Genomic DNA, 13,195 nt, shown 5'->3' with positions numbered 1-13,195 from the left:
TCAGCGCAGCAGCGGCGCCACATCCACCAGCTGCACATCATGCATCTGGTCCAGATAGGCCTCGTAGTACCACTTGTGTGACGAACCCACGATGGCCAGCATGCGCGTGCCCGGGTGTTGGCCGAGCACGTCGCGGATGTTGGCGACCATGCGCAGGTTGCGGGTTTCCCAGTAGCCCACGTAGTTGCGGCCGAAGCCCTCCGGCGACGGTTCGACCAGGGCAGCGCCGAAGTCGCTGTCGTAGACGTTCTGCGCGGTCTGCGGGGAATTCTCGTGGCGGTAGAGGGCCAGCACGCCGCCTGGCTGGGCCACGTTGTCATCGAAGGGAGCAGAGGCCGCGCGGCGGGCTTTGCTGGCGGGGTTGTCCCACGCGCCGCGGATGGCCTTTGCATAGGCCTTCTGCAGTTCCTTCGGGGTTTCCGTATCGGCAGTGTGGTCATCCACCGACCACAGGCGTTCCAGCGCCAGCCGTGCGGCCAGCTCGGCGGCGACCAGGTTCACCTCGTCCTTGCGCAGCACGCGTGCATCCAGGAAGGCGACCAGTTCCGGGGTCAGGCTGTCGGCCGCGCGGCGTTCGCTGCTGGGCAGGCGCAGCCATTGCACGATGGCCGAACCGCGTTCGCCGGCGGCCAAGGCCACCGCCGCCAGCCGGCGCCGCTGGGCCGGCGTGGCGTCCTTCGGCCATGTCGCCAGCAGCCGCTCCATTTCGGCATTGGCTTGCGGTACATCCAGCCCGGTTGCGGCCTGTGCCGGTGCGGTGTCGACGCAGTAGGTGCTCACGCTGTCGGCGTAGCGGGTCGGGCTGCGGCGCATGAAATCGCATTGCAGGCCCGATACGTTCTCCACTGCGATGGCCGTGGGCTGCCATGCCTGCAGGCGCGACAGCAGCGGCTCCAGCATCGCCGGCTGGAACGAATCGGGCAGGGCGGAGAGATGCGGGCTGCCCAGAACCAGGACGTCATTCACGCGGCCGGCAGGCGGTCCCTTGTGCTCGCCCGGATGGAAGGCGGGGCGATAGGGCGCATCAGCGGCGCCGGCGGCGGCACTGCACAGGCTCAACAACAAGACACACGCGCGACGTTTGAACATGGGCTTCTCCCTGCAATGGATGCATCCGTGATGCAGGTGATGCTGCACGCAGCGACGCGCGATGTAATGGGTCGTTGGTCATTGCAACCTTCCCGGCGCAGCGCGCATCGCTGTAACGGCGGTGGTGGTCCACAATGGCTGCTGCATCCTGCAAACGAACACCGACATGGACGCTGCACTCCCCATTGTGACGATCGCCGCACTGCTCGGTGCCATCATTGGCTTCGTCGGGCCGCTCGGCTGGCGCTGGCAGCTGCTGCGGCTGTCGCCGGCGCTGCTGCTGCCGGTGGCACTGCATGTCCTGCAGCACACGTCGTGGATCTTCGGTGGCGGCGGTGGCTGGGTGACGGCAGCGCTGCTTGTGTGGGTGGGCAGTCTCGGCTACCTGCCGGCCGTGCTGGCCATTGCCGTGCTGCGCTGGATGATGTGGCGTCAACGCTGACCGCGGAGGAACACGATGCTGGTAAGAGTAGGCAATCTGGACGAAGCCCTGCAGGTGCTGCAGGGCGTGGGCGAGCTGGGCCAGGGGCGCACCCATGCCACCTACGCGCAACGCCTGGCCGGGCGCCGCCACCTGGTGCTGGTGGCCGAGCAGGGCGGTGAGCTGGTCGGCTTCAAGGTGGGTTACGCGCTCGATCGCAGGCGTTTCTACAGCTGGGTTGGCGGCATCCATCCGGCCCATCGCCGCCAGGGCATCGCCCAGGCGCTGCTGGAAACCCAGCAGCGCTGGGCAGCCGCGCAGGGTTACGGCTGCATCGAAGTGAAGACCTCGCAGGCCTTCCCGCAGATGGTGGCCCTGCTGGAGCGCAATGGCTACGAGGCCCAGGGCGAGGCCGGGGGCAAGCTGCTGTACCGCCGGGCGTTGTGAAGGCGCGGGTCGTGCAGATCGCCCTAAAGGTGGCGTCCGGCCCGCCGATAACCTGACTGGATCCCGCTCCTGCCTTTCGCTGCTGGACTCCAGGCTGCCCCCGACGGGTGGCCCGCGCTGTGTGTACCGCCTTCCGCAGTCCGCAGTCCAGCTTTACGCGCAAGACGAACAAGGACGCTTCCCCCCCCGCGCGTCTGCAAGTCCAGGCAATTGATGGCCCCGCCGGGCATCCGCCCGCCGGATTGCATTCTATTGGACTCCGAGGAACCCAAGATGCTGATGCCAGGCTTCACGGCGGGTGAGCAGACGCCGGCCGATTCCCATTCCCGTTACTCACCCTGGCGCCTGCTGCTGGGCGCGCTGGGTGCGCAGCGCACCACCACTGATGTGCCCGCGCAGGACCGCCGACAGGATGAGCTTGCCGCGCAGGTGGCTGCCCTGCACCGCGTGCAGGCGGTCATCGAGTTCGCCCTGGATGGCACCATCCTGCAGGCCAACGACAACTTCCTGCAGGCGGTGGGCTACCGCCTTGATGAGATCCAGGGCCAGCACCACGCCCTGTTCGTCGACCCCGAACACGCCCGCAGCGCCGAGTACCGCGAGTTCTGGGCGCGGCTGGCGCGCGGCGAGTTCGATGCCGGCCAGTACCGGCGCATCGGCAAGGGCGGGCGCGAGATATGGATCCAGGCTTCGTACAATCCGGTGCTGGATCGCCAAGGGCGGCCGTACAAGGTGGTGAAGTTCGCCACGGACATCACCGCGCAGAAATTGCAGGCCGCCGATTCGGCAGGCCAGTTGGCGGCCATCGACAAGTCACAGGCGGTCATCGAGTTCAGCCTGGACGGTCGCATCCTGTCCGCCAATGCCAACTTCCTCGCTGCCACCGGCTACACGCTGGAGGAAGTGCGCGGCCGGCACCATTCCCTGTTCGTCGAACCCGACCAGCGCGAGAGCGCCGAATACCGCCAGTTCTGGGAAAAACTGGGCCGGGGCGAGTATGACGCGGGCCAGTACCGGCGGCTGGGCAAGGACGGGCGCGAGGTGTGGATCCAGGCGTCCTACAATCCCATCCTCGATATGAACGGTCGCCCGTTCAAGGTCGTGAAGTACGCCACCGACATCACCGCGCAGGTGCACGAAAACCAGGCCACCCAGCGCGCCGTGGCGCAGACCCGCGAAGTGGTGGCGGCCGCAAAGCAGGGCGACCTGACCCACCACGTGGACATGACCGACAAGCGTGGCCCGATCGCCGATCTCTGCGAGGGCGTCAACGCGCTGGTGGAGGCCATGGCCGGCATCCTCGGCCAGATCAAGTTCGCCGCCGACACCATTGCGGTGGGCGCGAGCGAGATCGCGCAGGGCAACAACGATCTGTCCCAGCGCACCGAGCAGCAGGCCGCCTCGCTGGAAGAAACGGCGGTGTCGATGAAGGGCCTGGCCGAAACCGTGCAGCGCACCGCCACCCATGCACGACAGGCCAGCGAACTGGCCGGTGGCACGGCTGAAGTGGCGGCGCGCGGCGGCACCGTGGTCCATGAAGTGGTCTCGACCATGGCGGTGATCAACACGTCCTCGCGGCGCATCGTCGACATCATCGGGGTGATCGACGGCATTGCCTTCCAGACCAACATCCTGGCCTTGAATGCCGCCGTGGAAGCCGCGCGCGCGGGGCAGCATGGCCGCGGCTTCGCCGTGGTGGCCACCGAGATCCGCGAGCTGTCGCAGCGTTCGGCCAGTGCGGCCAAGGAGATCAAGCAGCTCATCGACGCATCGGTGGCCAACGTCGGCGCCGGCACCGCGCAGGTGGAAAGCGCGGGACGCACCATGGATGAGATCGTGCGCGATGTGCGCCGGGTCAGCGAACTGATGACCCAGATCAGCACGGCGGCACAGCAGCAGAGCGACGACATCCAGCAGATGAACCAGGCCGTCGACCTGATCGACCAGGGCACGCAGCAGAACGCAGCGCTGGTGGAGGAGGCTTCGGCGGCGGCGCGCAGCATGGAGGAACAGTCCGCGCAGCTGCTGCAGACCGTGGCCGGGTTCCGGGTGGATGCGGGGCAGGGCGGCGCGGGCGCGCAGCGGATGCCGATGCTGCGGGTCGTGACCTGACGCCGGGGCGGTTGTGCCTGCAGCAACGCAAAAGGCCAGGTCGATGACCTGGCCTTTTGTTCGATGGTGCCGGTGAAAGGACTCGAACCTTCATGGGGTCACCCCCGGCTGATTTTGAGTCAGCTGCGTATACCATTCCGCCACACCGGCAGCAGCGGGCTAGTGTAACCGAGCCCGGAGGACCTTCATAGAGGCGCCTCCGTACAGGGCCGGAAGCCCGTTGATTTGTCGGTAATGGCTGGGCGATGGCTATACTGGATCCGGTTGACAGGCGCCGGAGGGAGGCCCATGACTGCGTTGCAAGGCCTGCGGGTGCTGGTGGTCGAGAACGATGAGATGAGTGCCGCCCTGCTGCAGATGCAGCTGGTGCAGGCGGGCGCCGTGGTGGTCGGTCTGGCCGAGACGGTTGCCGAGTCGTTGCGCCTGCTGCAGGACACCTCGCCGGACGTGGCTCTGCTGGATTACCGCCTGGCCCGCAACGAGACCAGTGAGCCGGTGGCCGCTGCCCTGGCCGCACGCGGCGTGCCCTTCGTGCTGGCCACCGGCATGACCGCCGATCAGCTGCCTGCGTCGATGCGCGGCGGTGTGCTGCTGGTCAAGCCCTACCTGTCGGCGGATCTGTCGCGGGCATTGGTGCGCGCGGTCGGCCGTTCCAGCGCCAAGGCCTGACCGCCGGGCTCAGGCTCAGGCCGCCTCTTCGTAGACGTAACGCAGATCCTCGCGGTCATCGAGGATGGCGTACTGCGTGGCCAGCTGGTCCGGATCGGGGTTGAGCCAGGCATCGAGGTGTTCCGGCCGGATCGGCACTACGCCGCGGTCATGACCGGCGGCAGCCACGTCGGCCGGCGGTGCGTCGGTGATCGCGGCGAAGGACAACAGCCGGCCTTCCGGGCCTTCCCACTCGGCCCACAGGCAGGCCAGCAGCAGATCACGTGGCGGGTCGGGGCGGAATTCCAGCACCACGTCCTGTTCCTTTTCTCCGGTATCCAGGCTGCGGCCGGCCATGGCATGACGCGGCACGTGCTCGTAGAACGCGCTGACCACCACCACGCCGTGGCGCAGGCCGAAGGCGCCGCGCCAGTAGCCTTCCAGGCTGTCGCGTCGCGCGTTGTAGGTGCCCGGGTAGAGCACGTCGTTGCGTGCGGGCTTGTCCGGCAGGCGGCACTGGTAGCGCATCGGCTTGATCACCCGCTGCCCGTTTTCGCTGACCATCACCGGCGCGTAGGTGCCGGGGAAGATGCGGTTGTCGCGCGGCAGCAGCTGCACCCGGTGCAGGTCGTCCAGGCGTGCCTGCGCGCGTTCGATGCGGTTGCTGGCCACGCGCAGGTCGTTGCGCGCTTTCTGTGTCGGCCGCGTGGCCAGGGTGGCGTGGGCGATGTCGCGCCGTTCGCTCTGCTTCAACAGCTCGGCCTGCAGCGCCTGCTGCTCCTCGGCATGCCACTGCTGGATCTTCGCCACGATGTCGCGGCCCTGCTCGGTGCGTGCGCCGGCAAAGCCATCGTCCATCGCCTTGGGTGTCTTCGGCCGCTTCTTGCCGGGATCGTGCGCGTACAGCTCGGCAAATTCTTCCAGCGACAGCACGGCGCCGTATTCACGGACAAGCTTGGCGTAGTCGGCGCGGATCAGGGCGGAGTAGCACATGGGCGTTCTGTGGGCGAAGGTCGCAGCGGCTGCGACGTGACTACGGCAGGATAGCCTGACCACCTGGAGATGACGCATGAGTGATTCGACGACCTGCCAGTTCCGCGACGGCGTGGCGACCGTGGAGGATTACTGCCAGCTGCGCCTGCTGGCCGGGCTGAGTGCCAAGACCGCCGAGGCCGCCAGCCGCGCGCTGCCCAACACGCTGTTCGGCGTCTGCGCCTATCAGGGAAGTGAGCTGGTGGCGATGGGCCGGATCGTCGGCGATGGCGGTTGCCACCTGCAGGTCTGCGATATCGCCGTGTTGCCGCGGTTGCAGGGGCAGGGGCTGGGCAAGGAAGTAATGCGGCGGCTGGATGCGTGGATGCAGGCGAATCTGCCGCCGTCGGCATATGTGAGCCTGCTCGCCGATGGCGAGGCGCATCGCCTGTACGCGCAGTTCGGGTTTGCACCCACCGCACCGGCGTCGGTCGGCATGTATCGGCGCTTCTGAAATCGATGCCTGGATGACAGGCAAAGAAAAACCCCGGCCGAGGCCGGGGTCTTCAAGAATTGGCGTCCCCACGGGGATTCGAACCCCGGTCGCCACCGTGAAAGGGTGATGTCCTAGGCCTCTAGACGATGGGGACGCACGAAAAACTTCAAGTTGTAGATCTTCGACGGCCTAATGTCGAAGTGGTGGAGCCAAGCGGGATCGAACCGCTGACCTCCTGCATGCCATGCAGGCGCTCTCCCAGCTGAGCTATGGCCCCATGAAACTCCGGATTGTCCTGCCGGGAGCAGGGTCCGTTTTGAAACTGGCGTCCCCACGGGGATTCGAACCCCGGTCGCCACCGTGAAAGGGTGATGTCCTAGGCCTCTAGACGATGGGGACGCACGAAAAACTTCAAGTTGTAGAACCTTCGACGGCCTAATGTCGAAAGTGGTGGAGCCAAGCGGGATCGAACCGCTGACCTCCTGCATGCCATGCAGGCGCTCTCCCAGCTGAGCTATGGCCCCGTGTTACCGAGCCGCCTATCTTACCAACGTATTCACCTTTGTGGAAGCTTTTTTTTCGCTTTCTTCGTTCTGGTCCTCCAAGGCCACGAGGGCAGGGGAACCACAACGCCACAACCTGAACGCCGGTAGGCGGTGAACAAAAAAGACCCGGTTATCGGCCGGGTCCTCGTTGTTCGTGATGAGTTGGCGTCCCCACGGGGATTCGAACCCCGGTCGCCACCGTGAAAGGGTGATGTCCTAGGCCTCTAGACGATGGGGACGCAGATCTCATCAATGTTCTTTTGCGACCTTTCGACGGCCTAATGCCGAAAGATTGGTGGAGCCAAGCGGGATCGAACCGCTGACCTCCTGCATGCCATGCAGGCGCTCTCCCAGCTGAGCTATGGCCCCACGTCGCTGAGGAGCGAAATAATAGCTGTGCCCCCGGGGGTTGGCAAGCGTTTGTTGCACTTTTCTTCACGTCCGTTGCGACGCCGATGTCAGCCGGGCGGCAGGCGCTGTGTGCGCAGGCGCAGCGCGTTGCTGATGACCGATACCGAACTCAGGCTCATCGCCACCGCTGCAAGCATCGGCGACAGCGAAATGCCCCACGGCACCAGCACGCCGGCCGCGACCGGAATGCCCAGGCCGTTGTAGAGGAAGGCGAAGCCGAGGTTCTGGCGCATGTTGCGCACGGCCGCACGCGACAACTGGCGCGCACGCAGGATGCCGCGCAGATCGCCCTTCACCAGCGTGACCTGTGCGCTGGACATCGCCACGTCGGTGCCGGTGCCCATGGCGATGCCGACGTTCGCACTGGCCAGGGCAGGGGCATCGTTGATGCCATCACCCGCCATCGCCACGACGCGACCCTCTGCCTGCAACTGCTGCACCAGTGCGGCCTTGTCGGCGGGACGGCTTTCGCCGTGTACTTCGTCCAGGCCCAGCGTGGATGCAACCGCCTGTGCGGTCAGCAGGCCATCACCGGTGGCCATGATGATGCGCAGGCCGTCGCGGTGCAGTGCGGCGATGGCTTCGGCGGTGGTCGATTTGATCGGATCCGCCACGGACAGCAGTCCGGCGAGCTGGCCGTCCACCGCCAGATACATCACGCTGGCACCGCGTCGGCGCAGGGCATCGGCCTGTTCTTGCAGTGCGGTCACCTGCACCGATTGCCCAGCCATCAATGCCGTGTTGCCCAGCCACATCGCGCGGCCCTCCACGCGACCCTGCACGCCCAGCCCGGTGATCGAATCGAACTCCTCCAACGCCAGCAGCGGCAGGCCACGGCTGCGTGCAGCGGCGACGATGGCCTCGGCCAGCGGATGTTCGCTGCCCTGGTCGAGACTGGCGGCCCACTGCAGCACCTGCGCATCCTCGAAACCCGCACTGGCCTGCACGGCGTCGAACGCCGGGCGGCCTTCGGTGAGCGTGCCGGTCTTGTCGATCACCAGCGTATCGACCTTGCCCAGTGCTTCGATCGCTTCGGCATCGCGGAACAGCACGCCGTGCTGCGCGGCGCGGCCGGTGGCAACCATGATCGACATCGGCGTGGCCAGCCCCAGCGCACAGGGGCAGGCGATGATCAACACCGCCACCGCGCTCAGCACGCCGTGTGTCCACGACGGCTCCGGTCCGAACAGGCCCCAGCCGAACAGCGCCAGCGCGGCCACGGCCAGCACCGCCAGCACGAACCAGTACGCCACCTTGTCAGCCATGCGCTGCATCGGCGCGCGCGAACGTTGCGCCTGTGCCACCAGCTGCACGATCTGCGCCAGCATGCTGTCGTCGCCCACGCGCTCGGCTTCGATCACCAGCGCGCCCGAACCATTCAGGGTCGCGCCGATCACGCTGTCGCCGGCCTGCTTGGTCACGGGCACGGGTTCGCCGGTCAGCATCGATTCGTCCAGCGTCGAACGGCCTTCCAGCACGCGGCCATCCACCGGCACCTTTTCGCCGGGGCGCACGCGCAGGCGGTCACCCGCCTTCACCGATGCCAGCTCCACGTCATGTTCGCTGCCATCGGCATCGATCCGCCGCGCGGTCTTCGGTGCCAGGCCCAGCAGCGCCTTGATCGCCGCCGAGGTCTTGGCCCGTGCGCGCAGTTCCATCAGCTGGCCAAGCAGGGTGAGCGAAATGATCACCGCCGCCGCCTCGAAATACACGCCCACGTGGCCGTGCTGCTGGAAAGAAGGCGGGAACACGCCCGGTGCGACCGTGGCCACCACGCTGTAGCCGTAGGCGGCGATGACGCCGGTGCCGATCAGCGTCCACATGTTGGGGCTGCGGTTGCGGATCGATTGTGCCCAGCGTTCGAGGAACGGCCACCCGGCCCACAGAACCACGGGCGTGGCCAGCGCGCCTTCGATCCACACCCGCAGCGTGGGCGACAGCGCGTGCAGCAACGGGGTCATCGCCAGCATCGCCAGCGCCATCGTTGCCACGCTCAGCGGCAGCGAGACCCAGAAGCGGCGACGGAAGTCGGTCAGTTCCGGATTCTCGCCATCGTCCAGGCTGGGCATCATCGGTTCCAGCGCCATGCCGCAGATCGGGCAGGTGCCGGGGCCTTCCTGCACGATTTCCGGGTCCATCGGGCAGGTGTACAGCGTGCCTGCAGGCACCTCCGGTGCGACGTAGGACGACGGATCGAGATAGCGCTGCGGGTCGGCGATGAATTTCTGCCGGCAGCCGCCGCTGCAGAAGTGGTAGTCCTGGCCCTGGTGGTGGGCGTGGTGCGCGGTGCTGGCAGGATCCACGTCCATGCCGCAGACCAGGTCCTTCACCGTGGCGGCGCCAGCGGCGGGCGCCGCATGCCCGCCGCAGCAGCCACCGGCCTTCTTTGTGGCGCTGGCTGCGGGCGTGCTGCCGTCGAACGCGGCAGGGTCGGCCAGGAAGCGTTCGCGGCAGCGTGCCGAGCAGAAATGCCAGTCACGGCCATCGTGGTTGGCATGGTGGGCGCTGGTGGCCGGGGCCACGTCCATGCCGCAGACCGGATCCTTCACTGCCAGTGGCGCCTTCTTCGCGCCGCCGCAGCAGCTGCCGCCGCCCGTTGCCGTGCCGTGCGCATGTCCAGAATGCGAGTGCCCGCTGTTCATGCGTTGTCCTCGGTCAGGGCGGCGAGGATGGGACATTGCTCCAGGTCGCCATGGCCCGGGCAGGCGTCGACCAGCTGTGACAGCGCGGCGTGCATGCGCTGCAGCTCGGCCATGCGCTGCTCGATGTCGAGCAGGCGGGCCTGTGCGGTATCGCGCACGCTGGCCATGTCCTGCTGGTGGCGATCACTCAGCGTCAGCAGTTCGGCGATTTCCTCCAGGCTGAAGCCCAGCGCCTTGGCGCGGCGGATGAAGCGCAGGCGGCGCAGGTCCTGCTCGCCGAAGATGCGGTAGCCGCCGGCGGAACGTGCTGCGGTGGGCAGCAGCTGCTGGCGTTCGTAGTAGCGGACGGTATCGATCGGCACCCCGGCCTCGCGGGCCAGCTGTCCAATGTTCATGGCGCACTCCTGGATGACTGGGGCCATTGTCAACCCTGGAGTCTGGTCAAGAGTCAAGGGTTTATCGGTTTTGCCCATTCAGGTCACTTTGCAACTTTCTTCATAGCCCCGCCGTTGGGGCAGTTCCTACCCTCGCCTGAACTGGCCGCTCGACGGCCTGAACGAATGGAGGAGGGGAGCGTGGAGGGACTGAAGAACGAGGACTTCGTCGAGGTTGCCGTGGTCGAATACCCGGGAGGAGATCCTTCCGCGGCCTCGGTACTGGCTGAAATGGCCCATGTGGCCAACCGTCTTGCCCAGCAGCAGCGGCGCCCCAGCGCGCGCGTGCTGGTCACCCGCTGGATCGTGCCCGCCAGCCACCGCGGCGTGAACCGGGTTACGGGTGCGGACATGCTGGATGCGGCGATTCCTGCGGTGATTGCCCTGCCGGGCCAGGTCAGCCCCGTGGTTTCGGTGCGGGCCGAGGAAGTGTTGCTGGACTGGCTGCGTGCACATTACGACGGCGGCAGCCTGCTGTCGGCGGCGGCCGATGGCGTGGGCGTACTGGCACGGGCGGGTCTGCTGGCCGGGCGTACCGTGGCGGGCCCCGACCTGCGCCGGCACCCGGGCCTGCAGGGCCAGGCCGCCAGCTGGGCGCCCAGCGAGCGCACGCTGGTCGACGATGGCGATCTGCTGACCGTGGCCGGCCCGCAGGCATGGCGCTATCTCGGCCTGCGCCTGCTGTACCGCCTGCACGGGCAAGGCGTGGCCAGTGCGGTGGCGCAGCAGCTGGGCATCGTCGTGCCGGCGGGCGTGCAGCAGGACCTGGAACGGTTCAGTGCCAATTTCGCCCACGGCGACCGTGACGTGCTCAAGGCCCAGCGCTGGCTGCACACCACGTCGGCCCGCGGGGCGACCCTGCCGTCCATCTGCGAGGTTTCCGGTCTGGAACCGCGCACCCTGCAGCGTCGCTTCCTCAAGGCCACCGGGCTGCGTCCCATCGAGTACTGCCAGCGGCTGCGGGTAGCGAAGGCGCAGACCCTGCTGCAACAGGGCGCGAGCATCGACGAGGTGGCCTGGGGTGTGGGCTATGCGGACCAGAGTGCGTTCCGCCGCCTGTTCCTGCGCATTGTCGGCATGACGCCGGCTAATTACCGCCGTCATGTGAGCTGCAAGCGTCGAGAGCGCGCTCTGCCGGCGCCCGCCGCGATGGCCTCTCGTGCCTTGCCGGTCGTGCCGGTCACAGGGCCAACGCTCGACGCGGCCTGACCGCCATGGTCGGAGCGCGGCGCTTGCAACACAGGCGCAGCGCTCCGACCATGCAGGCCTCTGGAATGTAGTGCAGGTGATGCAATGCCAAGTGTGGGGCCGGTGCCGATGCCGGTTGTGGTGATCCTGGTCTGTCTGCTGCTGGCGATGGGCATCGCGCGGCTCTGGTCGTCGCGCCAGCCCGTGCCGCAGCGGCCCTCAGGCGCGGGCCGGGTGCTGGACATGCTGCTGGTGGGCCTGCTCTGTGGCCGCGTGTCCTTCATCGTCGCCAATTTCGCCTTCTATCGCGAAGCGCCCTGGAGCATGTTGCAGATTGCCGATGGTGGCTATCACGTGCCCGTGGTGCTGGTTGCAGCGCTTGGGTGGGGCCTCTGGAGCCTGCGCCGGCATCCTTCACTGCGTGTTCCGGTGCTGTGCAGCGCCCTTGCAGGCGCAGTGCTGTGGGGCCTGGGCAGCTACGGCCTGGCACAGTGGCAGGCCAACACGTTGTCGCTGCCGGCGGTGCAGGTGGTGGACCTGCAGGGCAGGCCGCTGGACCTGGCGCAGTTCCATGGCAAGCCGGTGGTGCTCAATCTCTGGGCAAGCTGGTGCGGCCCATGCCGGCGCGAAATGCCGGTTCTGGCCCAGGCGCAGCAGGCACACCCTGAGCTGCAGTTCGTCTTTCTCAACCAGGGCGAAAGCCTCGATGAGGCCCAGCAGTTTCTGACTGCGGAGCGCCTTGCGCTGCGCGACGTGCTGCTGGATGAGCCTGCCGCTGCCTCGACCGTGCTGGGCGTGCGGGCCTATCCCTCGACCCTGTTCTTCGATGCGCAGGGGCGCCTGCACGATCTGCACCTGGGTGAACTGACCCACGCCGGTCTTGAACACAAACTGCGCAGGCTGCGGTAGCCTGCGCGGGCATTTCCCTCTGGAGTTCACATGCTGTCGATTTCCCTGCGCACCGCGCCTGCGGTCCTGATCCTGCCGATGCTGCTGGCCATTACCGCCTGCAGCCAGGCACAGACGCCGCCGGCCAAGACGCCTGCCGGGACTGCTGCAGCAGCTCCTGCGGCAGGCAAGGGTGAGCGTCCTGCGGTGCTGAAGGGCATCGAGAAGCACGGCTTCGAAGTCATTTCCGAGTTCGATGCGCCGGGTGGCCTGCGTGGCTTCGCCGGCGTGGTTGGCGGCCAGCAGCCGGCGGCGGCCTATGTCACCGCCGATGGCAAGCATGTGCTGGTGGGCAGCCTGTTCGATGCCGAGGGCAACGACGTGGCCGCCGAGGCGGTGGAGAAATTGGTGGCCGCGCCGATGTCGGCCAAGATGTGGTCCAAGCTGGAAGGCAGTGCCTGGGTACGCGACGGAAAGGCCGATGCACCGCGCGTGGTCTATACCTTCAGTGACGCAAACTGCCCGTATTGCCACAAGTTCTGGGAAGCGGCACGTCCGTGGGTGGATGCCGGCAAGGTGCAGCTTCGCCACATCATGGTTGGCGTGATCCGCGAGGACAGCCCGGCCAAGGCCGCAGCCATCCTGTCCGCGCGCGACCCCAGCGCCGCGCTGCTGGACAACGAACACCAGTTCGACCGGGGTGGCATCAAGCCGCTGCCGAGCATCAGCCGCGAAGTGGCGGGCAAGCTGGATGCAAACCAGGTGCTGATGGTGGAAATGGGCTTCCAGGGCACGCCGGGCATCCTGTTCCAGAATGAGCAGGGCAGCGTCGAACGCCGCGCCGGCCTGCCGCAGGGCGATGACCTGCAGAAGGTGCTCGGCCCGCGCTGAGGATGTTCCCG

12 protein-coding genes and 7 tRNA genes are annotated in these 13,195 nt (G+C 67.2%); 8 read left to right on the top strand and 11 right to left on the bottom strand.

All coding sequences use genetic code 11. The features are described 5' to 3' along the window. Complete coding sequence (locus tag C1927_RS12850; RefSeq protein ID WP_108746899.1) at nt 1-1,089, bottom strand: DUF5694 domain-containing protein; 1,089 nt, start codon at nt 1,087-1,089, stop codon at nt 1-3. A 166-nt stretch (nt 1,090-1,255) separates the two neighbouring features. Between C1927_RS12850 and C1927_RS12845 the strand changes: the two genes are divergently transcribed. The 3 genes from C1927_RS12845 to C1927_RS12835 all read left to right on the top strand — a co-directional run bounded on the left by C1927_RS12845 (nt 1,256) and on the right by C1927_RS12835 (nt 4,069). Continuing rightward, nucleotides 1,256-1,531, top strand: a complete 276-nt coding sequence (locus C1927_RS12845) for a hypothetical protein (RefSeq protein ID WP_108746898.1) — start codon at nt 1,256-1,258, stop codon at nt 1,529-1,531. Between the two features lie 15 nt (nt 1,532-1,546). Then, on the top strand, nt 1,547-1,957 hold the full coding sequence (locus C1927_RS12840; RefSeq protein ID WP_079222277.1) for a GNAT family N-acetyltransferase: 411 nt from the start codon (nt 1,547-1,549) through the stop codon (nt 1,955-1,957). A gap of 273 nt (nt 1,958-2,230) precedes the next feature. Then, nucleotides 2,231-4,069, top strand: a complete 1,839-nt coding sequence (locus C1927_RS12835; RefSeq protein ID WP_079222276.1) for a methyl-accepting chemotaxis protein — start codon at nt 2,231-2,233, stop codon at nt 4,067-4,069. Nucleotides 4,070-4,133: 64 nt separating this feature from the next. Here C1927_RS12835 and C1927_RS12830 read toward each other — a convergent pair. Then, nucleotides 4,134-4,219: transfer RNA gene (locus C1927_RS12830), tRNA-Leu, on the bottom strand. A 138-nt stretch (nt 4,220-4,357) separates the two neighbouring features. On the opposite strand from C1927_RS12830, the gene C1927_RS12825 reads away from it, so the two are divergent. After that, nucleotides 4,358-4,738 (top strand): response regulator, encoded by a 381-nt coding sequence (locus C1927_RS12825; RefSeq protein ID WP_079222274.1) that lies wholly within the window; start codon nt 4,358-4,360, stop codon nt 4,736-4,738. A 15-nt stretch (nt 4,739-4,753) separates the two neighbouring features. Here the strand turns inward: C1927_RS12825 and C1927_RS12820 are convergent, their stop codons facing one another. Continuing rightward, entirely contained in the window at nt 4,754-5,710 is a 957-nt protein-coding gene (locus tag C1927_RS12820; RefSeq protein ID WP_079222273.1) for an SOS response-associated peptidase family protein, read from the bottom strand. A 76-nt stretch (nt 5,711-5,786) separates the two neighbouring features. Here C1927_RS12820 and C1927_RS12815 point away from each other — a divergent pair, with 76 nt between their 5' ends. Further along, nucleotides 5,787-6,203 (top strand): GNAT family N-acetyltransferase, encoded by a 417-nt coding sequence (locus tag C1927_RS12815; protein ID WP_079222271.1) that lies wholly within the window; start codon nt 5,787-5,789, stop codon nt 6,201-6,203. A 60-nt stretch (nt 6,204-6,263) separates the two neighbouring features. Here C1927_RS12815 and C1927_RS12810 read toward each other — a convergent pair. From C1927_RS12810 to C1927_RS12775, 8 genes are all read right to left on the bottom strand, one after another. Further along, nucleotides 6,264-6,339: transfer RNA gene (locus C1927_RS12810), tRNA-Glu, on the bottom strand. Between the two features lie 47 nt (nt 6,340-6,386). Then, nucleotides 6,387-6,462, bottom strand: a tRNA-Ala gene (locus C1927_RS12805). 46 nt (nt 6,463-6,508) lie between these two features. Further along, nucleotides 6,509-6,584, bottom strand: a tRNA-Glu gene (locus C1927_RS12800). A 49-nt stretch (nt 6,585-6,633) separates the two neighbouring features. Next, a tRNA-Ala gene (locus C1927_RS12795) sits at nt 6,634-6,709 on the bottom strand. Between the two features lie 184 nt (nt 6,710-6,893). Next, nucleotides 6,894-6,969 (bottom strand) — tRNA-Glu (locus C1927_RS12790). 54 nt (nt 6,970-7,023) lie between these two features. Next, nucleotides 7,024-7,099 (bottom strand) — tRNA-Ala (locus C1927_RS12785). An 89-nt stretch (nt 7,100-7,188) separates the two neighbouring features. Next, nucleotides 7,189-9,783, bottom strand: a complete 2,595-nt coding sequence (locus C1927_RS12780; RefSeq protein WP_108746897.1) for a heavy metal translocating P-type ATPase — start codon at nt 9,781-9,783, stop codon at nt 7,189-7,191. Next, nucleotides 9,780-10,178 (bottom strand): heavy metal-responsive transcriptional regulator, encoded by a 399-nt coding sequence (locus tag C1927_RS12775; RefSeq protein WP_079222268.1) that lies wholly within the window; start codon nt 10,176-10,178, stop codon nt 9,780-9,782. Before C1927_RS12775 ends, C1927_RS12780 begins: the two co-directional genes overlap by 4 nt. Nucleotides 10,179-10,358: 180 nt before the next feature. On the opposite strand from C1927_RS12775, the gene C1927_RS12770 reads away from it, so the two are divergent. The 3 genes from C1927_RS12770 (at nt 10,359) to dsbG (ending at nt 13,184) form a co-directional block, all read left to right on the top strand. After that, nucleotides 10,359-11,426, top strand: coding sequence for a helix-turn-helix domain-containing protein (locus C1927_RS12770; protein ID WP_079225276.1), 1,068 nt, complete (start codon nt 10,359-10,361; stop codon nt 11,424-11,426). An 84-nt stretch (nt 11,427-11,510) separates the two neighbouring features. Beyond that, nucleotides 11,511-12,314: a TlpA disulfide reductase family protein gene (locus C1927_RS12765; RefSeq protein WP_108746896.1), complete on the top strand. Its 804-nt coding sequence runs from the start codon at nt 11,511-11,513 to the stop codon at nt 12,312-12,314. A gap of 30 nt (nt 12,315-12,344) precedes the next feature. Next, nucleotides 12,345-13,184 (top strand): thiol:disulfide interchange protein DsbG, encoded by an 840-nt coding sequence (gene dsbG / locus C1927_RS12760; RefSeq protein ID WP_079222265.1) that lies wholly within the window; start codon nt 12,345-12,347, stop codon nt 13,182-13,184. The last annotated feature ends 11 nt before the right edge of the window (nt 13,185-13,195 follow it).

It is taken from the genome of Stenotrophomonas sp. ZAC14D1_NAIMI4_1, assembly GCF_003086775.1.
Taxonomy (GTDB): domain Bacteria; phylum Pseudomonadota; class Gammaproteobacteria; order Xanthomonadales; family Xanthomonadaceae; genus Stenotrophomonas.
The sequence above is the reverse complement of the archived record's forward strand: the minus strand, read 5'-3'. Positions and strand labels throughout refer to the sequence as shown.